Origin of the sequence: Siminovitchia fortis (assembly GCF_007681465.1) — a bacterium.
GTDB lineage: Bacteria > Bacillota > Bacilli > Bacillales > Bacillaceae_C > Siminovitchia > Siminovitchia fortis.
The window spans coordinates 1-21,511 of sequence record NZ_VEKZ01000065.1; the positions used below are offsets into that span (position 1 = coordinate 1).

Below are 21,511 nucleotides of genomic sequence, written 5' to 3' on the forward strand. Positions count from 1 at the left end.
CACTAGCACATCCTGTGCGTCGGAGCCGATGTTGACTTATCGTAGTGCTCTGAGCAACTTCCTTGAATAAACATCCACGCAGAAAAAGCAAAGCTTTTTCGAGGAAAGGAGTGCGAAGTTTGCTAGTCGCTGGGCGCCTGGAGCTGGACATAAAATAAGGGCGGCTATCCTTCAAGCCGCCCTTATTTTTGTGAAATTTTCATGACGGGAAGCATAAAGGTTTGCAAGCTTATGATACTCTGGCGTATGATTATGACAGAATAGAAAATTATATATAATAAGTGAAACTAAAATAACCATGTCGGCGTAGTTGTATACAGGAGAGTGATGAGGATGAATATTACGATATATGATGTGGCCCGCGAAGCTAATGTCTCAATGGCCACTGTATCGAGAGTGGTGAACGGAAATCCCAACGTAAAACCGGCCACCCGGAAAAAAGTACTTGAAGTGATTGAAAGGCTGGAGTACAGGCCAAATGCGGTTGCCCGCGGCCTTGCCAGCAAGAAAACGACCACTGTAGGGGTAATCATTCCGGATATTGCCAATATTTTTTACGCGGAGCTCGCCCGCGGGATCGAAGATATTGCTACGATGTATAAGTATAATATTATTTTGAGCAACTCCGACCAAAACGTAAATAAAGAACTCCATCTGTTGAATACGATGCTTGGCAAACAAGTGGACGGCCTGATCGTCATGAGCCAGAATATTACAGATGATTTTGTACAGGAATTGAAACGGTCACCTGTTCCTATTGTCCTTGCGGGTTCAATTGAGGAATCCAAGACGATACCATCCGTAAATATTGACTATCGCCAGGCAATATTTGATGCAACAACTTATTTCATCGAAAAAGGCCATAAAAAAATAGCTTTTGCGATGGGACCGATGCGCGATCTGATCAACCATGGAGAAAAGTTTGTCGGCTATAAACAGGCCTTGGAAGAAGCAGGCTTGGAATTCCAGGATAAATATGTCATTGAAGGCGAGTATACGTATGAATCAGGCCTGGAAGGATGGAAAAAGCTGAAAGATCTTGATGACAAGCCGACAGCCATCGTCTCAGGCGATGATGAAATGGCGCTTGGTGTCATGCATGGGGCACAGGATGATGGTTTGTCCGTTCCGGAAGACATCGAAGTCATCACATCGGACAACACTAAGCTGACGCTTATGGTGCGCCCTCAGCTGAGCTCGGTTGTTCAGCCGCTGTATGATATTGGAGCCGTTTCAATGAGGCTGCTGACCAAATATATGAACAAGGAGAAGGTTCAGGAAAATATTGTCGTTCTCCCGCATAGGATTGAGTTGAGAGGCTCTACAAAAAAATAATAATTATCATAAATAAAGTCCGGACAGAATCGTTTATCTGTCCGGATTTTTGTTCTTCTGTTTTACCTGCTCTCGAAGATAAAGTAAAGACCGGTCAACAGTTTGCTGATTTTTTTCCGTGATTTCCTGCTTTCTCGGAATTGGCTTATACATGTCCGGGGGATCGTCCCAGTGATCAGGCAGGGGCAGCCCGGCATGGGGCTGCCATTTTTTGATCCAGCTTTGCGGAAGGCGGCCGGAAACATGTTGGCCGGTCATTTCCAGCCAAATAAGGGACCATGCCCGCGGGACTACCCGCCAAATGTCATAACCGCCGCCTCCGACAGCAATCCATCTTCCCTCGCAATATTGGTGGGCTAGTTCATGTGCAAGCCTGGGAATCTCGCGGTATGTTTTCGTGGTCACGGATAAATGGGTGAGCGGGTCATAGTAGTGCGCATCAGCCCCGTTTTGCGTCAGGATGACATCTGGCCTGAAATATTCCGCAATTTCCCTGAAAGCCTCTGTATAGGCAGCGATGAATGACTCGTCCTCTGTGAAAGCATCCAATGGGACATTGAATGAAAATCCGTAGCCTTTTCCCTGGCCCCATTCATTGCTTTGTCCTGTTCCGGGGAATAAATATCTTCCGGTTTCATGGATGGAGAACGTACAGACAGTGTCATCATCATAAAAAGACCACTGCACACCATCGCCGTGATGGGCATCCGTATCGACATAAAGCACCCTTGCCTTATATTTTTTTTGGATATATTTAATGGCCACGGCGCAGTCGTTATAAACGCAGAAGCCGGATGCTTTTCCCCTGAAACCATGATGCAGGCCTCCGCCTACATTCAAGGCATGGCTGGCCCGCCCTTCCATCACATAGTCGACGGCCGTCAGAGTTCCGCCGACAATCAATGAGCTTGCTTCATGCATCCCCGGAAAAATCGGGGTGTCCTCGGTGCCGAGCCCGAATCCCTCTGCCCGATCAACTGACAGGTTTCCATTTCCGGCCTGCTTTACTGCATGGATAAAAGACGGGTCATGAATCAGCATCAATTCTTCATCGGATGCCCGCCTTGGCTGCACAATATCGTTTTCGGATATGGCCCCAATCGCTTCCAACAATTCGAGGGTAAGCTTCAAACGAATTTGATTGAACGGATGATGTTCTGAAAATCGGTATTCCAATAATTTATCGGAATAAATAAAGACGGGCCCGTTTTTCATGATGATGACATCCCTGGCATGTTTGGCCACAGCACATGAAGGTCCTCTTTCTTTAAAGCATCGATGACGGGAATGGGATTTATGGTGGCAATCCGGAAGACAAGGATTTGATAATCCTCATCATCCGGGTCGGGATAAATAAGTACGCTATGAACATTGACAAGGTGCTTATGGAATACGGCAGTTACTTCGTACAGGGCACCCGGACGGTTTTTCACCCGGACCTCAAGCTGTGAACCGGGTTTGTTGGCTCCTGTGAGCTCAACCATTGTATGCAGAAGGTCGGTGCTCGTTATGATTCCCACGAGTTTTCGGTTATTTACAATGGGAAGGCAGCCGATTTTATGGTCATAAAACAGAGCAGCAATTTCTTCAACAAAATCCAGGGGATGCCCCGTGATCACATTGCAGTTCATAATTGTTGATAAAGGGGCATGAAGATGTTCTTCAAGTGCTTCCCCTTTTAAAAAAGAAGGCAAGGTGCTTTTTATATCACGTTCTGTTACAAGGCCGACCACTTCCTCATTTTCATTGCTGAGAGGCAAATGGCGGATTTTGTGTTGTCTCATAAGGGTGAGCGCAGATTTCACCGTGGATTCAGGAGACAGGGTATGCACATTTTTTGTCATGATTTGCTCTACAATCATGGTTCTTCAACTCCTTTTCGAAAGTCCCGAAAATGTCCAACTGCATGGGATGCGGTGGTCAACGTCTTTTAATACATAAACCGGTTTTTAAACCTTAGACGGTCAAACTGCTGAATGGATTCCTGGCCGACTCTTTTTCCTATCCGCACCATCAGGCAGTTCGCGGGGTGCGAACAAATCTCCGGGTCGTCCGTGGCATACCACTCCAAGCCTCCCGCGTGCATCATTTTTTCCATCACTTTTCGATAATCCCATACAGACAGCCCGGTTCCTTTTAAGTCCCAGTGCCAATAATACTCTGTTGTTATGATGATATAATCTTCCATTGCGTCGTCCATCATCGATACTTTAAGGAGTGCTTTTCCTACACCCTGCCCACGGAACTTTGGTATGATTTCAATTGCGCCAAGCTCGAGCAAATCAGCCATATTGCCTTCGGACCAACGCTCAAGCGGATCCGGATATAAGAAGGTAACGTATCCGATGACAACATTATCTTCCCTTGCAATAATGATCCTGCCCTCAGGCAGTCCGGCAATTTCAACCAATGCTTTCTTCTGCTGGGGTGCCGGTCTGAATGAAACCAGATCCTTGTGGAACTCGAGTTGCGCCAGCTGCTCCGCGGAAATGGGGCCTTCTATAAGAAGGGTGCTGTCCTTCGTCCTTAACTCCATGGCATTGTACGTTTTGCGATGCTCCATTCGGCCACCTCCATGAATTCTCATCAAAAGGCTGACTTTCATTATACACGATTAAATGAACGCTTTCATTTGCCGGAAATGGGTAAAGTATAGGCAAACGTAATTTTTTCAAAAGATGGACTAATTGTGGAATTATGTCGATTATATTATAATGGAAAAATAATTCTAATGAAGGAGGATTCGCCCGATGAAAGTGGAAACGTTACCAGTCACACAAGGCAGCTATAATCTAAAGGATTATGAAGAAGCATACAAAAGTTTTGATTGGAAAGATGCCGAGAAAGTTTTTTCTTGGGCTGAAACAGGGAAGGTCAATATGGCGTATGAAGCGATTGACCGTCATGCTGAGTCCTTTCGGAAGAATAAAGTGGCTTTGTTTTACCGGGATGAAAAGAGAAATGAAAAATATACGTTTTATGAGATGAAAAAATGGAGCAATAGAGCGGGAAACGTATTAAAAGAGTACGGAAATGTAGAAAAAGGGGACAGAGTATTCATATTTATGCCCCGTTCGCCGGAACTTTATTTTTCCGTTCTTGGAGCGATCAAACTGGGAGCCATCGTCGGGCCGCTTTTTGAAGCGTTTATGGAGGGTGCTGTAAAAGACAGGCTGGAAGACAGTGAAGCAAAGGTATTGATAACAACCCCTGATTTGATTGGGCGTGTACCGGTGGACGAGCTGCCGCATTTAAAAACAATTTTTATCGTAGGCAGCGATGTTGAGGAAGCAGGCCCTTTTGTTGACTTTAATAAGAAAATGGCCGAAGCGGACAATGATCTTGATATTGAATGGGTGGACAGGGAGGACGGCATGATCCTTCATTACACTTCCGGATCAACCGGGCGCCCAAAAGGGGTGCTTCATGTCCATAATGCCATGATCCAGCATTATCACACAGCACGCTGGGTTCTCGATTTGCAGGAAACAGATATATACTGGTGTACGGCGGATCCGGGCTGGGTGACCGGAACATCCTACGGAATATTTGGACCATGGTTGACCGGGACGTCAAACGTCATTACGGGAGGCCGTTTCAAGCCGGAAAACTGGTATCAGACGATTGAGGATTTTGGTATAACCGTCTGGTACAGTGCCCCGACAGCATTCAGGATGCTGATGAGCGCGGGTGATGAACTCGTGAAAAAATTTGATCTATCCTCGCTCCGCCATATTCTCAGTGTAGGTGAACCGCTTAATCCTGAAGTGATCCGCTGGGGAATGAAAGTATTTAACAAACGGATTCATGATACATGGTGGATGACGGAAACGGGAGCGCATGTCATTGCCAACTATCCTTGCATGGAAATCAAGCCGGGATCCATGGGGAAACCTTTTCCGGGAATTGAAGTTGCCATCGTCGACGATCAGGGGAACGTCCTGCCCCCAAACAGGATGGGGAACCTGGCGATCAAAAAAGGCTGGCCTTCGATGATGCGCCAAATATGGAACAATCCGGAGAAATATGAATCATATTTTCTCCCTGGCGGCTGGTATATTTCCGGGGATTCGGCCTACATGGACGAAGATGGATATATTTGGTTCCAGGGCAGGGTGGATGATGTGATCATGACATCAGGAGAAAGGGTGGGGCCTTTTGAAGTGGAAAGCAAACTACTTGAGCACCCAGCCATTGCCGAAGCCGGCGTCATTGGAAAACCGGACCCTGTCCGCGGTGAAATCATCAAGGCATTTGTGGCCTTAAACGAAGGATATGAGCCATCGGAAGAATTGAAAGAAGAAATCCGCCAGTTTGTCAAAACGGGGCTTGCGGCCCATGCGGCACCAAGGGAAATTGAATTCAAAGACAAGCTGCCTAAGACCCGAAGCGGCAAAATCATGCGCCGCGTGCTAAAAGCATGGGAGCTGGACCTGCCGGCGGGTGATCTCTCAACGATGGAAGACTGAATAATATTGAAAGAAGAACAAGAGGTTATCGTTACGGATAAGCCTCTTGTTCTTCTTTTTAGTTCAGATTAAATAAAACTCAAAAAAATGTTTGATTCTAACGTTGCGTTAAGATGTAAGCTAAGAGTAGTAAATGGAACGGAGGTAATCACGTTGAAAAAATATTATTCTATTGGCGAATTTTCCAAGTTAACCGGTGTCACGCAAAGGGCTCTCAGATATTACGATGAAAAAAATTTATTAAAACCAAGCAAGATTTCCGAATCGGGGAGACGGTATTATCAAGACAAAGATATGGCGCCTCTTCAACAAATCGTATCTTTAAAATATTTAGGGTTTACTCTTGAGGACATTGAACCTTTATTAAAGGATCAAAAAGCAAATTTACAGGATTCATTAAAGTTCCAAAAGAAGCTTATGATTCAAAAACAAGAACATTTGAACCAGGTGATCAAAGCATTGGAGCATGCGATTGAAATCATACAGGAAGGAGAAATGGATTCACGGGTCCTGCATTTCCTTATTCACAGTATTTTGAATGAAAAAGAGCAATTTGACTGGATGAGGGAATATTTTCCTGAGCAGACGGTCAATCATGTGATGGAAATGTTTGAAGCACAAGGATTTGAAGTAAACAAACGGTCCACGCTTATCATTCAAAAGATAAAAGATTTAATTCATACTTGCGAACCGGATGATACTGAACTGCAAGCGAATATCCATGAACTGGTTACCATTGTATTTGATTTACTCGGTAATGATTTTGATCTTGATCAATTGGAGACTATTCCTGTCGAAGATACCCCATCTCTCTTTGTATCACCATTTACCGAACAAGAAGAAATATTCCTTCAGCAGGCAATAGAGATATATTTAAAGCAAAGGGATGAATTAAATGGAAACGACAAATAAAAACTCTGGATCTAGTTTTCTTCAACTCATAAAAATTGGCAAACCCGCTGTCTGGGTACTTGTCTTTGCAGTTATATTAAGCCTGCTTGAAACGGGGGCCAGTCTCATTGTTCCGCTATTCACCAAAAATTTAGTAGACCAGGTTGCCAAGTCCGGTATAGAAATGAGTTTGATTTTCCTCTTATCGGGCGCATTTATTATTCAAACCATTTCCGGGGGCGTTTCTTTTTATTTAATGTCATATATTGGTGAGCAGTTTGTCTCCAATATAAGGAAAAAGCTTTGGGACCATATACTTGAATTGCCAATTCCATACTTTGATAAACACCAATCGGGCGAAACGATGAGCCGTGTGACGCAGGATACGAACACAGTCAAAATGCTCATTACCAATCACCTTGTTTCATCCGTGTCAGGAATCGTCTCTATTATTGGCGCCTTAATCATTCTAATTATGATTGATTGGAAAATGACCTTGATCATGCTTTGCTCGATTCCTGTATCCATGATTGTTTTGTTTCCTTTAGGTAGAAAGGTTTACTCGATATCCAAACAAACCCAGGATGAACTGGCTTCATTCAGCGCACATCTTGGGCGTGTCCTCAGTGACATTAGATTAGTAAAATCTTATAACGGACAAATACTGGAAAGAAAAAAAGGGCATAAAGGAATTCATGAATTATTCCGTTTCGGTTTAAAGGAAGCGAAAATTCAAGCGATCGTTTCACCTTTCATGACCACTATCCTAATGATTGTACTTGTAATCTTGATAGGTTATGGAGGGGCACGAGTGGCGTCAGGAGATCTTACAGCGGGCTCTCTTGTAGCGATCATCATTTACATGTTTCAGATCGTTATTCCTTTTAGCCAGCTTGCCACATTTTTTACAAACTATCAAAAAGCCATGGGGGCAACTGAGCGAATCCAAAATCTTTTAGATTTACCCGTTGAAAGAAACGATAGTCATGGGAAAACAAATCACGAAGAAACGATAATCTTCGACCGTGTCAGCTTCGGGTATGAAAGTGGAAAAACAGTAATAAAGGATTTGAGCTTTCATATCGAGCCTGGGCAAACTGTCGCTTTCGTGGGACCGAGCGGTTCAGGGAAGACAACCATTTTCTCTTTGATTGAGCGGTTCTATGAACCCCAACAGGGAAGTATTAGAATAGGGAATAGTAATATACAAAATCTCCAGCTTACAAGCTGGCGTGGAAAAATTGGCTATGTATCACAAGAAAGTCCGATTATGTCAGGAACGATAAAAGATAATATTTGCTATGGCCTCCAAAGGTCCGTTGATGAAGCGGAAATTCGACATGCGGCTGAGCTTGCCAATGCTGCAGGATTTATAGAAAATCTTCCGAACCAATATGATACGGAAGTTGGAGAACGCGGAATCAAGTTATCCGGGGGGCAGCGGCAAAGAATTGCGATTGCCCGTGCCTTGCTGCGTGATCCGAAAATTCTGTTGCTGGATGAAGCAACCTCCAATTTGGATAGTGAATCAGAAGGACTTGTGCAGAGCGCTTTACAACATTTAATGGCTGGCCGAACAACACTTATTATTGCTCACCGTCTATCCACGGTAGTTGAGGCGGATCAAATCATTGTTATTGAAGAAGGGGCCGTCTCCGGGATTGGGACACATAGACAATTAATGGAGTCTCACCCTTTGTACCAAAAACTTGTCCAGCAACAAATGAAAACCGAACCAGCAATATAGAAATTTACTCTCTAACTCATCTTTTTTCTTTAACTTTATCTGAAAAAGCATTGAATCAAAGCAAAAGTGGAAACCGACTGGTTCTGTCCAAAACAAAAAGCGCCGACGACTTTAACTAAAAGTCCCCAGCGCTTTTTCTAAAAAGAAAGAGGGGGATGGCAGTTAATTCCCCTCATTTTCTTTGTTTTGATTCTCCTGCTCCGTATTCTTCTGTTCTTCCTGTTTCTTCTTTTCCTCTTCCTGCTTTTTCTTTTGCTCTTCCTGCCGTTTCTTTTCTTCCTCTTGTTTTTTCTTCTGTTCTTCCTGCTTCTTTTTCTCTGCTGCAGCTTTATCTTTCTCAGCTTTTTCCTTTTCAGCCTGTTCTTTCTTTTCTTTTTGATCTGCAGCAGCGGATGTTTCAGTAACTTCTTTCTCTTTTTTCTCTTCTTCTTTTGCACCAACATTATTGGAAGGAGCGGATTCACGGCCGGCAATGTCTACAGCGACGACGTAGTACGATCCATTTCCGACTTTTCTAGAGAGTGTTCCATCTGACATGACGGAAGCAACCTTCTTTCCAGATTCCGAATACACCCGGTAGCCGACTACGTCGTGGCTTCCAGAAGGACTCCATGAAATCGTGCCGCCAGAAACGGAGGCTTTAACGCCTGCCGGTGCTTTTCCGTCATCCTTGAGAACGGCGCCTGCAGCGAGCAAGTTTTTCCAGCGTTCATCATTCGGCGGAATCAGATAGGAAGGATCAATCGATCTTCCGAGGGAGATCCGCTTGATGAATTCAGGATTGAGCATTCCGCCAGGCTTGGTGAATTCTTCGGGTGTTTGCGGAAGAGCTAGATAATTTCTTCCTCCTGCTGTCACGTAGCGCCCGTTGCCAAGGCTGTCATCCACTTTTGTCGGTACATATTTCGCGTTGTATATATCAGACTTCACAAGACCGAGACTTGAACATGCTTTTGATGGAAGCATTCCGGATATCGCGCAGTATGAACGGCTGACAATGCCTCCCGGCATTTTGAACCTTTCATCCGTCTTAATCAGATCTGGAGCCACATCATAAGCGCCGTTGATCAGCCTTGCCCAAATTCCGTAATTCCGCATACTCTCGCTTCCGTCACTGGAAAGAGGTGCCGGCTCATCATATCCAATCCAAGTGCCGAAAGTGACATTCGGATTCGAGCCGATCAGCCAGGAATCGTTCGGTCCGTTGGTCGTACCTGTTTTTCCAGCCCAGTCGGCAGAGAATTTCAGCATCCCTGGAACGGCGGACGCTGTTCCGTATCTGAACACGTCCCTCATCATATCTGTCATCAAATAAGCTGTCTGAGGGCTGAAGACGTCCACTGGCTTCACTTTATGTTCGTATACGACCTTTCCATCGGCATCCGTAATCTTGTCGATCATGTAGGCATCGATAAATTTCCCGCCATTGGCGAATGTCGTAAAAGCGTTTGTGTTTTCTTCGACGGTGATACCGTCTTGAACTCCTCCCAGTGCAGCGGCATAAGTGGTTTTATCGGTTTCCGTCAAAGTGGTAATTCCCATTTTTTCTAAATACTTATAAGGTTCTTTATCGATTGTTTTCAAATACGTATAGATCGCGGAAGCGTTGTGCGACTTGGCCAGGGCTTCCCGGGAAGAAACGAGTCCATAATATCGGCCGCTATAGTTTTTGAACGCTTTCCCGCCGACGGAAATCGGAATATCCGCCACGACAGCACCGGGTGCACTCAACCCCATTTCCATCGCCGGTGCATAGACAAGCAGCGGTTTCATCGTTGATCCGTTTTGGCGCTTAGCCTGGGTGGCATGGTTTTGTGCTTCCAATTTATAATCCCGGCCGCCCACGAAACTTAAAATCTTTCCGGTTTTGTTTTCAATAAGAATGGCGCCGATTTGAACAGGTTCAATTTTCTCTTCCATTTTTCCTGTTTCTTTATTCTTTACCTGGCTGACCTTCGTATAGCCGTAATTTTGATACTCATCTTTAATTTTTTGAAACTTATCGTATATCTCTTTATTGATGGTAGAGTGGATTTGATATCCGTTTTGTCTGATATCTCGTTTGGCAAGTTTGGTATACTTTTCCATCAGCCTTCCGCCGTTTTTCTCAAGATCTTTTTTGCTGTAGCCGTCCTTTTGGGCAAGAATTTTAGTCAGAATCTCGACGCCCCTTCGTTCAATTTCTTCCGTAAGGTATGGGTACTTCTCGAACGGCCTTGGCTGCGGTTTGATAAAATCGGCGACAATATCATATTTTAATGCTTTGTCATATTCATCTTTCGTAATATAATTTTCGCTGTACATCCTATTCAGGACGGTTTTCATCCGGTTCAGCCCCGGTTCAAGCTGGCTTTTTTCTTTGAGTCCGCCTCCCTGGGCAAATGGGGTATACATAAATGGATTCTGCGGCAAGCCGGCTATAAAAGCGGCCTGCGGAAGATTCAGATCTTTAGCATCGACGCCAAAAATTCCTGTTGCGGCCGCCTGTACTCCCCCAACGTTTTGGCCCGTTGAGTTCCGGCCGAACGTCGTTACATTTAGATACGCTTCCAAAATTTCATCTTTTTCAAGAAACTTTTCAAGCCTTAATGCAAGTAAAATTTCTTTAGCTTTACGGTCAAATGAAACCTCATTCGTTAAAATCTGGTTCTTGATCAATTGCTGTGTCAGCGTGCTCCCGCCTGATTGGACTGCCGAGTTTGTCAATTCCTGATAAACGGCCCTCATCAAAGCTTTGGGGACAACGCCGTCATGCTCGTAAAAATACTCATCCTCTGTGGCAATCACAGCCTTTTTCACATAATCGGATACATCCTTGATCTTAACTTCTTCCCTGTCGATGTCAGACTGGAGTTTTCCAAGGAAGACGTTATCGGCAAAATAAAGCTTCGATGTTTCCTCATATTCAAAAATATCCTCTTTCATGCTGGCTGCAGGACGGACTTTTTCTTCTTTCACAAGAGAGGCGAAATAACCTGCTCCAACGCCTCCTGCAAAAACGCCCCCAAGGAATAAGAGAATCACTGTCAAAAGAATAATATTCCATGCGACTCCATAGGTGATCCTGGCTTTTTTACTTATATCCTTGTTATCCAATCCGTCAGAAAATTGCCTGGCACGCTCACGCAATTTATTGAAAAAATTATGCATAATAAAAAATACCTCCTGAAATCATCACTATTATAGCATAAGGAAGCTCCTTTTTTCGGAGGAATTTGACAAACCTGATTAAAATGGTTACAATACTTTTCAATCAAATATATAAGCAAGGAACGGACTAAGTAGTCAGGCTGTCCCTGTCAGCAAGAGAGCCGGTGGTTGGTGCAAACCGGTACAAACAGCATTCGGCGAATTACTTCCGGGAGCTTTTGCCGTGAAATATAAGTAGCGGCAAACGGTGTTGAGCCGTTATTTTTTCAGAGCGGGGAAATATTTTTTCCCAAGTTGGGTGGTAACGCGATATACAAGTCGTCCCTTCGTTTTTGACGAAGGGGCGTTTTTTATTTTAAAAAAGAAAGCAGGGAATTGAGTTGGAAACTTTACTTCAAGAATTGGAATGGCGTGGAGTCATCTACCAGCAGACAGATGAAGCGGGAATCAAAGATGTGTTGGAAAAAGAGAAGATATCTTTATATTGCGGAGTGGATCCGACAGCGGACAGCATGCATATCGGGCATCTGCTGCCATTTTTGACATTGCGCCGCTTTCAAAAGCATGGGCATCGCCCGATTGTTTTGGTCGGTGGAGCGACCGGGCTGATCGGGGATCCGAGCGGAAAGAAAGAAGAGAGAAGGCTGCAGACACTTGAGCAGGTCGACAAAAATGTTCAAGGGATCAAAACTCAGTTAATGAAGATTTTTGATTTCGAAGGCGAGAATGCCGCGGTGATGACAAATAATTTCGAATGGCAAGGCAAAATGGATTTGATCACATTTTTGCGCGACTATGGCAAGCATATCGGCGTCAATTATATGCTGGCAAAAGAAACAGTCGCCACCCGCCTGGAGAGCGGAATTTCTTTTACCGAGTTTACGTACACACTTTTACAGGCAATCGACTTTCTTCACCTGTATGAAAACCTTGATTGCAAAATGCAGATTGGCGGAAGCGATCAATGGGGAAATATTACAACAGGACTTGAATTTATCCGGAAAATGGCAGGAGAGGATGCAAAAGCTTACGGCCTGACAATTCCGCTCGTGACAAAAGCGGATGGAACGAAATTCGGAAAAACCGAAGGCGGAGCCATTTGGCTTGATCCTGAAAAAACAACTCCGTATGAGTTTTACCAATTCTGGATCAATACAGCAGATGCAGATACTGTGAAATATCTCAAGTATTTTACATTCCTTTCAAAAGAGGAGATTGAAGAGCTAGAAAAGTCATTACAGGAAGAACCCCATCTGCGAAAAGCACAAAAAGCACTCGCTGAAGAAATGACCCGTTTGATCCATGGGGAAGATGCCCTGCAGCAGGCAATCCGGATCACGGAAGCTCTTTTCAGCGGAAATATTAAAGAATTGTCCGTTGAGGAAGTGGAGCAGGGCTTTAAAGATGTTCCAACGCATGTACTTGCAGGGGAAGACATGGGTCTTGTCAATGTGCTTGTGGAAGCCAAGATTTCTCCTTCGCGCCGTCAGGCTCGCGAAGATATCCAAAACGGAGCTGTTTCGATCAATGGAGAGCGTGTCACAGATATTGAATATGAATTGGGTGAAAAAGATAAACTGGGCGGCACATTCACCATCATCCGCCGCGGCAAGAAAAAATATTACATGATCAGATATAACTAGGAAGAAGCCGGTTTCGTTCGTACGAGGCCGGCTTTCGTATTTTTTCTATCGTCTGTAGCCCCGGCAAAATGTAGAAGCTTTGATCCGCATAAAAATATACATGATGGTCGCAATTCGCCCTTTTTGAGTGTTCGGATCACGCTTTGCAAGCAGACATTGAATGAACCTGTTATCACAAATGCAGGGATGAATTCCCCGTTTAAGACATATATCGTGCCTCATGCAGCATGCATCCACATCATTGATGGGGCCTTGCGGTCCGCTGCACCCCGGACCGCACCAGTTATAGCCGGGAAACAGACAAAGCCCGCGTCTTCTTTGATATATCCGAGCCAAAACAAACACCCCCCTTACTATAAAATATGAAGAGGGTTGTTCGTTTGAAAAGGCAGAGGCCTTAAAAAACTTAGTTTCTTGATTTGCCCAAAGATAATAGTGCAATCGTGGCAATGATGCAAAGTGTGCCCGACCATTCGGGCACGCCGAAACTGACATTAAGCCAGATGACGGATGTAAATGCCGCTGATAAAGGCTCGACCGAAGCCAGGATACTTGTTTCCGGAGCACTGAGGTATTTCAGGCTTTCCAAGTAGCAGTAAAAGGCGATCAGCGTACCGAAAATAACGATAAAGACAACGGCGCAAGCAGCCGGGATGGACCATTGGCCTTCAAACCGCCATGGAGGATGAACGAAGCTGAAGCCTGCTCCTCCAATCAACATCGCCCAACCTACGATAATGGTGGAACCCCACTTGGTTAGAAGGGAATGGGGATAAAGGGTGTAAAAAGCCATGGCCACAGCCGAGCTGAGCCCCCAAAATAACGCCAGTCCCGAAATCGAAAGCTGGCGGATACTTCCCTGGGTGACAAGAAGGAAAGTTCCGAGAACGGCTAATAGGACAGCAGCCGCTTCTATCGGCCGGGGCATCCGCCTCATCAACACGGCAACATAGAGAGTGATCAGGACAGGCCCCAAATATTGAAGTACGGTGGCTGTAGCTGCATTACTATATTGAATGGCTGCAAAATAGGTATATTGAACAGCCAGCATTCCTAATATACTGAAAATGATAAGATTGAATGCATCCCGCTTATTTTTCCAAACAGCCCATGCCCGCTCTTTTTCCTTCCTGTAAGCGATGGCCAGCAGAAGTAGTCCCGATGATAGCAGCCGTACGACTGTCAACCATTCCGGGCTGAATTTTTCCTGCTGAAACAAATACTGGGCAACCGTGCCGGACACTCCCCAAAAAATGGCTCCGGTTAAAACCAAAGCCATACCCCTGATCCGCGAATAAGCCATCGCCGCTTGATTTGAACTCATCTGTTTTCCCTCGATTTCTATGTATGAATTTCACATGGTGTACCAACACATGGATGAATCGAAAAAGTAAAAGTATGGGAGGTTACGTGTTTAGATGTAGGAAAGATTATGTATCCCTTATTTTATCACATGCCAATCAAAAGGCTGCAACTCGAAAATAATACGAATTACTATACATCAGCAAAATCAGCAACCTTTTAACTTGACAAAAAATTTAATTATGCTATAATTTACATTTATTAAAATGTTTAATATAATGAGATTCTCCTTGTTGGGAGAATCTCATTTTTTTTTGGAGGATGGTACTGTATGAATGAAAGTGAACCCAGTTTAACTTCATTAATTTCTGCATTCGGCAGAGCGTATCACAGTCAATTTGATACACCCAAAATTTTTAATGACTTTATAGCAAAAGATTTAATCTCCCTAAAGGAATTCAACGACATCAAAGAAAATATGGTGCAAGGCATACAATTTTTCAATAAAGATATAGCGGAACAATTCGAAGGCCGGACGGAAGAAATATTAAAATGGATTACACAAATTCAATTGTCGCCAACGCCTTTGGCTCGCGCTGCGTATTGTGAAAAAGTATTGCTTAACGAAATTAGACTGGGAGTGAAACAGTATGTCATCCTAGGTGCCGGGTTGGACACATTTAGCTTCCGGCATCCAGGATTAGAACATACCCTGAAAATCTTTGAAGTTGATCACCCTTCAACGCAACAATTTAAAAAGAAAAGATTAGAAGAAGCCGGTTTAGAAATACCAAAAAATCTTCATTTTGTTCCAATGGATTTCACCAGTAAGTTTTCCTATCAAAGTCTTGTGGATAAAGGGTTTGATAAATCAAAAACCTTCTTTAGTCTTCTGGGTGTTTCTTATTATTTAACGAAAGCGGAACTATCAAGCCTGATTAACCAATTATTTTCCGAACTGCCTGAAGGAAGCTCCATTGTTTTCGATTATGCAGATGAAAGATTATTCGAAGAGAAAGGGATCTCCAACAGAGTGGATAATATGGTGAAAATGGCTGCGGCCGGCGGAGAGCCGATGAAATCTTGTTTTTCATATTTTGAAATTGAGAATATGTTGGCAAATTCAAGCTTGCTCATCTATGAACATTTATCCCCGGATGATATTAACGGCCTTTATTTTCTCAATCGAAAAGATTACCTGACAGCCTTCGAAACGATTCATTATATTCATGCAGTAAAAAAATAGAGTTCCCAAATGGATGCGACTTAGTAGTTCAACCCTGCTACTCATGGTAGACTCTCTGTAAAAGGGCACAAGAGGAGGAGTCGAACATGGGTAAATTACAAGGAAAGACAGCTGTAATCACAGGGGCAAGCAGCGGAATTGGTGCGGCGATTGCCAAGGAACTAGCTGGCGAGGGGGCCAATGTGGTTCTGGCCGCCCGCCGAACAGATAAACTGAATGAAATGGAGCAAGAAATCAATCGGCAGGGAAGCGGAAAAGCACTTGCCGTGAGAACAGACATGGCGAACAGAGATGAGGTAGAGGGATTGGTTAGAACAGCGTCAGAAGCATTCGGAAATGTTGATATTTTTATTAATAATGCAGGCCAGATGCTGTCAGCGACCGTACAGGAAGGAAAAGTCGAAGAATGGGAGCAGATGATTGATGTGAACGTCAAGGGTGTGCTGTACGGAATCAATGCAGTATTGCCTTCCATGCTTGAGCGCTCAAGCGGCCACATCGTCAATATCGCTTCCGTTTCCGGATTGGAAGTTACAAAAATGAGTACAGTTTACAGTGCAACCAAATTTGCGGTCCGTGCGATCTCCACGGGATTGGAGAAAGAGTTGGCCAGAACCGGCGTCCGCGTCACCAATATCTCCCCGGGGATGGTGGACACCCGATTAAGCAAAAGCGTGTCCGAACGTAAAAAACTGGAAGCGCGGGATATCGCAAAAGCCGTAGTATATGCGGTTACCCAGCCTGATTATGTGAATGTCAATGAAATTACAGTGCGGCCGGTTTAAACGCTGTCCGAAAAAAGGGATGTATAGAAGCTAAGGCGGTCTCCTTTACCTAAGAAGGAAGCACAAGCTGTGGGTCATCTTAAAAGATTGTCTTCAACGGTGATTTCTTTTACAGAAATCCTTTCTCTGAGTTGTTTCAAATCATCATTAGGCTTTTCTTGCAAAGGGTGCTCGATTAGGGGTTTCAATATATTGTTTCTTTTTGCCTCTTCGTCTACTAATCGATCAATCGCAACCAACACGGCATTAAGTGCATCATCATTTTGTAATTTAATCGTGAAATGAGTAAACTTAATATCTTCACTTGTACCTAACTGTTGTTTTAATGTTTTCTCATTTTCGTTAATATTCGTTGAAAACGCATGCCAATCAACGTTAGAAAATTTTTGATGCTGGTCTTTTGTATTTTTTCCCTTTATTTGTTTAGTCAACTTTTCGATTTTTGAATAACGCTTCCTCATTGAAAGGCTCCCCCTTTTCAGACTTAGTGGTATTATTTGCCTATCATTAAGAAGTATGTGATGATTTTGAGACGGTTTTGAACAGGGTACCTCATTGTACGCACAGGAGAGAACGTCAGTACTTTTTCCTGACCTTTTATATGCTAGAGTTGACAATATACCCTTACGGGTATAAAATGACTATTGATAATGCTTTTCTAAATGTGATAGCCAGGATAATCGTTTTGACTTTAAATACATTAAATATTCGGATTGCCAGTGACCTTTATGTAAAAGTCTCCGGCAGATAGAAAGGAACACGGGCATCCGATATTTGCCAAAGGAGGGTTATCGTATACCGGTTATTCAATCCGGATCATGAGTACAATTTATTTAACAGAAAAATTCCATAAATATGGAGTGCAGCACGAAAGGGGGTAATTTCATTGAATTATGATGATCAAATGAAGAATAGAGTGAAGCGCATTGAAGGACAGCTTAGAGGAATATTAAAAATGATGGATGAAAATAAGGACTGTAAAGAGGTCATCACCCAGTTGTCTGCTGCAAGGACTGCGATTGATCGGACAATTGGCGTGGTAGTTAGTTCCAATTTGGTTGAGTGTGTTCAAAGGGCAAATATGGCAGGAAAAGAAAATACGGAAGAGCTTGTTAAAGAAGCGGTAAATTTATTGGTGAAAAGTCGTTAGAAAAAAAGGGTTGACATACCCTTTTATTTTTATTATTGTTATACCCATAGGGGTAAAGGTAATATATTTTTGATTTTAATAATACCTGGTTGGGTATATAGAATAGGAGGAAGTTGAATGTCAGATAAGAAAAAAACCACGATCGTTTTGTTCAGCGGCGATTATGACAAAGCTATGGCAGCCTATATCATCGCCAATGGTGCAGCAGCATATGATCATGAGGTTACTATTTTCCATACATTTTGGGGATTAAACGCATTGCGCAAAGAAGAAAATATTTCAGTCAAGAAAAGCTTCATGGAAAAAATGTTTGGCAAAATGATGCCAAGAGGGGCAAATCGGATGGGGCTTTCCAAAATGAACTTTGCTGGATTCGGTCCCAAAATGATTAAGGGGATCATGAAAAAGCATAATGCCATACCTCTTCCACAGTTAATTGAAATGGCTCAAGAGCAGGATGTTAAGTTAGTTGCTTGTACTATGACAATGGACTTGCTTGGTCTGCAAAAAGAGGAGCTTTTGAATGGAATCGAATATGCCGGTGTGGCGGCATATCTTGCGGATGCGGAAATAGGTCATGTCAATCTATTTATTTAATCGAAGGAATTGAAGAATAATTAATTGGAGGTTAAAGCATGTGTAACATAAACGCAGATATTATCCTGGATGCAAAAGGATTAGCATGTCCGATGCCGATTGTTAAAACAAAAAAAGCGATGAATGAATTGGAGGCAGGCAAGGTTATAGAGGTTCAGGCAACTGACAAAGGGTCTAAACCCGATATTAAGGCTTGGGCTGAGAGTACAGGTCATCAATACTTGGGAACTTTGGAGGACGGCGATGTATTGAAGCATTTCCTCAGAAAATCCTCCAATGATGAGGTAGTCGAGAAAAAGTATCCTCATGTAATCAATAATGATGAATTGAAAAAGAAAATTGAATCCAATGAAAACATTGTTGTGTTGGATGTACGGGAAGCCGTGGAATATACATTCAACCATATTCCGGGGGCAATCTCCATTCCCATGGGCGAATTAGATGACAGAGCGAAAGAATTACGGAAGGAGCAGGAAATTTTTGTCGTGTGCCGTACAGGAAACCGAAGCGATTTGGCGGCTCAAAAACTCCGAGAAAAAGGATTTGATAAAGTATTCAATGTCATACCGGGTATGAGTGAGTGGAATGGTAACACAGAAGGTATCAATCATGAAGGAGGCTAACAATAATGTCAGTGACTGTTTATACAACGACCAGATGTCCTTACTGTGTTCTGTTAAAAAATTTTTTAACAGAGCGAGAAATACCTTTTAAAGAAGTGGATGTCGAAAGAAATCCTAAAAAAATGGAACAATTGATTAGGAAGACAGGACAAATGGGTGTTCCACAAACTGAAATCAATGGCCAGTGGATTATCGGGTTCGATCCGGGCAGCATCATGACAGCTTTGCAAAAATAAGGTTAATTTTAATTAAAAATATACCTATGGGGGTAATTGGCGTGACAGTAAATGCCATGACATCTACAGAAGTAACGAAAAAGATCTTGAATAATGAAAATCTGTTTATCTTGGATGTTCGGAACGAAAGTGATTTTCAGGACTGGAAAATTGAAGGAGAAAATGTGGAGCATTTAAACATCCCTTATTTTGAACTTCTTGATGGTGTGGAGGAAATTTTAAAGAAAATTCCTAAGGATAAAGAAGTGCTGGTTGTCTGTGCAAAGGAAGGCTCATCAGTGATGGTGGCTGAAATGCTGTCTGAACAAGATTTGGATGTTTCATACCTTCAAGGCGGAATGAAAGCATGGAGCGAACATTTGGAGCCTGTAAAAATTGGAGACCTAAAAGACGGCGGTGAAATTTATCAGTTTGTCCGGATTGGAAAAGGATGCTTATCCTACATGGTTATTTCGGGTGGTGAAGCTGCCATTATTGATGCGACTCGTATGACAGAAGTTTTTATTGAATTTGCACAAAACAAGAATGTGAACATCACCCATGTGCTTGATACTCACCTTCATGCCGATCACATTTCCGGAGGAAGAAAAATCGCAGAGCAGACAAATGCAGTCTATTGGCTTCCTCCTAAGGATGCAACGGAAGTGACCTTTGCTTACGCGCCTTTGGAGGACGGTAACGTGATCACGATCGGCAATACGGCAATTGACATTCACGCACTTTATTCTCCAGGGCATACGATTGGATCTACATCTTTTATCGTGGATGAAAAGTATTTACTTTCAGGAGACATCTTGTTTGTTGATTCGATTGGAAGGCCGGATCTTGCTGGTTTAGCAGAGGACTGGGTAGGAGATCTGCGGGAAACATTGTATTCACGTTATAAGAACTTATCAGAAGAGCTGATTGTTCTCCCAGCCCATTTTATGATTATGGATGAATTAAATGAAGATGGCAGTATTTCTGAAAAACTAGGAACTCTTTTTGCAGAAAACCATGGTTTAAACATTGAAAGCGAAGAGGAGTTCAGAAAGCTTGTAACGGAGAATCTGCCGCCACAGCCGAATGCTTATCAGGAAATCCGTGAAACCAATATGGGAAAAATCAATCCTGATTTAGAAAAGCAACGAGAAATGGAAATTGGTCCGAACCGCTGTGCGGTCAGATGAAAAAACTTTAGGAGGAATGACAAATGGAAGCAACAAAGTTTTTAGATGCAAAAGGATTGGCTTGTCCAATGCCTATTGTGAGGGCGAAAAAAGCGATAAATGAACTAAAGTCCGGTCAAATATTAGAAATTCATGCGACTGACAAAGGATCAAAAAATGATTTGACTGCATGGGCGAAATCGGGCGGACATGAATTGTTGAAGGCCGAAGAAGAAAATGGAGTCTTCAAATTTTGGATTAAAAAGGGCTAAAAATAAAGGGAACCGATAGAGGTTCCCTTTTCTCAAGGGGGATTAACGATGGACCTTTCATTCATCATTGTCATCTTTTTAATAGGTTTCATCGGGTCATATATTTCGGGAATGCTTGGAATCGGTGGCTCCATCATTAAATATCCGATGCTTTTATATATTCCACCTTTATTTGGATTAGCTGCATTCAGCGCCCATGAAGTCTCCGGCATAAGCGCTGTTCAGGTGTTTTTTGCGACGATTGGAGGGGTTTGGGCATACCGGAGGGGCGGCTATTTAAATAAAACATTAATTGGGTATATGGGAATCAGCATCCTAATTGGAAGCTTCATCGGTGGCTACGGTTCTAAATTAATGTCAGAAGGTGGAATCAACGTAATATATGGTATTCTAGCCTTGATAGCAGCAGTCATGATGTTTATTCCCAAAAAAGGGATCGATGATATACCTTTTGATCGAGTGAAATTTAATAAGTGGCTTGCAGCCTTGCTTGCATTCATTGTCGGTTTGGGAGCCGGGATTGTAGGGGCGGCTGGTGCGTTCCTATTAGTACCCATCATGCTTGTTGTATTAAAAATCCCCACCCGAATGACAATAGCTTCATCTTTGGCAATCACATTCATTTCTTCAATTGGAGCTACCGTTGGGAAAATGACAACAGGACAAGTGGATTATTTTCCTGCGTTCATCATGATTGTTGCAAGTCTGATTGCTTCACCGCTTGGTGCGATAACAGGTAAAAAAGTGAACACAAAAATATTGCAAGTCATTTTGGCTGTACTGATCTTTGCAACGGCTGTTAAAATCTGGATAGATTTAATATAGGTGTGCTCACTAGCCTTGCATAATTGTAATTGGAATATTCAATTTATAAATCTTCGCGAATTTTTGCCAAAAAGACAAAGCTTGAATAAAAG

General features: G+C 43.1%; 21 protein-coding genes and 1 other annotated feature. Of the genes, 14 read left to right on the plus strand and 7 right to left on the minus strand.

Annotated features, from left to right (window positions below; translation table 11 throughout):
- Positions 1-333: 333 nt before the first annotated feature.
- On the plus strand, positions 334-1,335 hold the full coding sequence (gene ccpA / locus FS666_RS16435; protein WP_120073297.1) for a catabolite control protein A: 1,002 nt from the start codon (positions 334-336) through the stop codon (positions 1,333-1,335).
- A 33-nt stretch (positions 1,336-1,368) separates the two neighbouring features.
- Here the strand turns inward: ccpA and FS666_RS16440 are convergent, their stop codons facing one another.
- The 3 genes from FS666_RS16440 to FS666_RS16450 form a co-directional block, all read right to left on the minus strand.
- Positions 1,369-2,550, minus strand: a complete 1,182-nt coding sequence (locus FS666_RS16440; RefSeq protein ID WP_120073344.1) for an acetoin utilization protein AcuC — start codon at positions 2,548-2,550, stop codon at positions 1,369-1,371.
- Positions 2,547-3,197 carry an acetoin utilization AcuB family protein gene (locus FS666_RS16445; RefSeq protein WP_120073299.1) on the minus strand — a complete coding sequence of 217 codons (651 nt, stop codon included), beginning with the start codon at positions 3,195-3,197 and terminating at the stop codon, positions 2,547-2,549. The genes FS666_RS16440 and FS666_RS16445 overlap by 4 nt, the downstream gene beginning before the upstream one ends.
- A 68-nt stretch (positions 3,198-3,265) precedes the next feature.
- The gene (locus tag FS666_RS16450) at positions 3,266-3,898 is read right to left on the minus strand and encodes a GNAT family N-acetyltransferase (protein WP_120073301.1); all 633 of its coding nucleotides are present in this window, start codon (positions 3,896-3,898) and stop codon (positions 3,266-3,268) included.
- Between the two features lie 187 nt (positions 3,899-4,085).
- Between FS666_RS16450 and acsA the strand changes: the two genes are divergently transcribed.
- The 3 genes from acsA to FS666_RS16465 all read left to right on the plus strand — a co-directional run bounded on the left by acsA (position 4,086) and on the right by FS666_RS16465 (position 8,442).
- On the plus strand, positions 4,086-5,804 hold the full coding sequence (gene acsA, locus FS666_RS16455; RefSeq protein WP_120073304.1) for an acetate--CoA ligase: 1,719 nt from the start codon (positions 4,086-4,088) through the stop codon (positions 5,802-5,804).
- Positions 5,805-5,957: 153 nt separating this feature from the next.
- The gene (locus FS666_RS16460; protein WP_186306554.1) at positions 5,958-6,716 is read left to right on the plus strand and encodes a MerR family transcriptional regulator; all 759 of its coding nucleotides are present in this window, start codon (positions 5,958-5,960) and stop codon (positions 6,714-6,716) included.
- Entirely contained in the window at positions 6,700-8,442 is a 1,743-nt protein-coding gene (locus tag FS666_RS16465) for an ABC transporter ATP-binding protein (protein ID WP_120073308.1), read from the plus strand. Before FS666_RS16460 ends, FS666_RS16465 begins: the two co-directional genes overlap by 17 nt.
- 162 nt (positions 8,443-8,604) lie before the next feature.
- Here FS666_RS16465 and FS666_RS16470 read toward each other — a convergent pair whose 3' ends face one another.
- The gene (locus tag FS666_RS16470; RefSeq protein WP_120073310.1) at positions 8,605-11,592 is read right to left on the minus strand and encodes a transglycosylase domain-containing protein; all 2,988 of its coding nucleotides are present in this window, start codon (positions 11,590-11,592) and stop codon (positions 8,605-8,607) included.
- Between the two features lie 109 nt (positions 11,593-11,701).
- Positions 11,702-11,921 (plus strand) — a binding site (T-box leader).
- Positions 11,922-11,972: 51 nt separating this feature from the next.
- On the opposite strand from FS666_RS16470, the gene tyrS reads away from it, so the two are divergent.
- A complete protein-coding gene (tyrS, locus tag FS666_RS16475) occupies positions 11,973-13,235 on the plus strand; it encodes a tyrosine--tRNA ligase (RefSeq protein WP_120073312.1) in 1,263 nt (420 codons plus the stop codon).
- 45 nt (positions 13,236-13,280) lie between these two features.
- Here the strand turns inward: tyrS and FS666_RS20085 are convergent, their stop codons facing one another.
- Together FS666_RS20085 and FS666_RS16485 are read right to left on the minus strand one after the other, a co-directional pair.
- Entirely contained in the window at positions 13,281-13,730 is a 450-nt protein-coding gene (locus FS666_RS20085; RefSeq protein WP_222119369.1) for a hypothetical protein, read from the minus strand.
- Positions 13,642-14,559 carry a DMT family transporter gene (locus FS666_RS16485; RefSeq protein WP_120073314.1) on the minus strand — a complete coding sequence of 306 codons (918 nt, stop codon included), beginning with the start codon at positions 14,557-14,559 and terminating at the stop codon, positions 13,642-13,644. Before FS666_RS16485 ends, FS666_RS20085 begins: the two co-directional genes overlap by 89 nt.
- Before the next feature lie 309 nt (positions 14,560-14,868).
- Between FS666_RS16485 and FS666_RS16490 the strand changes: the two genes are divergently transcribed.
- Together FS666_RS16490 and FS666_RS16495 are read left to right on the plus strand one after the other, a co-directional pair.
- Entirely contained in the window at positions 14,869-15,783 is a 915-nt protein-coding gene (locus FS666_RS16490; protein WP_120073316.1) for a class I SAM-dependent methyltransferase, read from the plus strand.
- A gap of 86 nt (positions 15,784-15,869) precedes the next feature.
- Positions 15,870-16,568, plus strand: a complete 699-nt coding sequence (locus FS666_RS16495) for an SDR family oxidoreductase (protein WP_144462447.1) — start codon at positions 15,870-15,872, stop codon at positions 16,566-16,568.
- A gap of 74 nt (positions 16,569-16,642) precedes the next feature.
- On the opposite strand, the gene FS666_RS16500 is transcribed toward FS666_RS16495, so the two are convergent.
- A complete protein-coding gene (locus FS666_RS16500; RefSeq protein WP_120073320.1) occupies positions 16,643-17,029 on the minus strand; it encodes a spore germination protein in 387 nt (128 codons plus the stop codon).
- A 425-nt stretch (positions 17,030-17,454) separates the two neighbouring features.
- Between FS666_RS16500 and FS666_RS16505 the strand changes: the two genes are divergently transcribed.
- From FS666_RS16505 to FS666_RS16535, 7 genes are all read left to right on the plus strand, one after another.
- On the plus strand, positions 17,455-17,718 hold the full coding sequence (locus FS666_RS16505; RefSeq protein ID WP_120073323.1) for a metal-sensitive transcriptional regulator: 264 nt from the start codon (positions 17,455-17,457) through the stop codon (positions 17,716-17,718).
- A 117-nt stretch (positions 17,719-17,835) separates the two neighbouring features.
- Positions 17,836-18,315, plus strand: coding sequence for a DsrE/DsrF/DrsH-like family protein (locus FS666_RS16510; protein WP_120073325.1), 480 nt, complete (start codon positions 17,836-17,838; stop codon positions 18,313-18,315).
- A gap of 38 nt (positions 18,316-18,353) precedes the next feature.
- Positions 18,354-18,938 carry a sulfurtransferase TusA family protein gene (locus tag FS666_RS16515; RefSeq protein WP_120073327.1) on the plus strand — a complete coding sequence of 195 codons (585 nt, stop codon included), beginning with the start codon at positions 18,354-18,356 and terminating at the stop codon, positions 18,936-18,938.
- 2 nt (positions 18,939-18,940) lie between these two features.
- The gene (locus FS666_RS16520) at positions 18,941-19,174 is read left to right on the plus strand and encodes a glutaredoxin family protein (protein ID WP_120073330.1); all 234 of its coding nucleotides are present in this window, start codon (positions 18,941-18,943) and stop codon (positions 19,172-19,174) included.
- Positions 19,175-19,215: 41 nt separating this feature from the next.
- Positions 19,216-20,343, plus strand: a complete 1,128-nt coding sequence (locus FS666_RS16525; RefSeq protein ID WP_120073332.1) for an MBL fold metallo-hydrolase — start codon at positions 19,216-19,218, stop codon at positions 20,341-20,343.
- A gap of 23 nt (positions 20,344-20,366) precedes the next feature.
- Positions 20,367-20,594 carry a sulfurtransferase TusA family protein gene (locus tag FS666_RS16530; protein WP_120073334.1) on the plus strand — a complete coding sequence of 76 codons (228 nt, stop codon included), beginning with the start codon at positions 20,367-20,369 and terminating at the stop codon, positions 20,592-20,594.
- Positions 20,595-20,642: 48 nt separating this feature from the next.
- A complete protein-coding gene (locus FS666_RS16535) occupies positions 20,643-21,419 on the plus strand; it encodes a sulfite exporter TauE/SafE family protein (RefSeq protein ID WP_120073336.1) in 777 nt (258 codons plus the stop codon).
- Positions 21,420-21,511 lie beyond the last annotated feature (92 nt).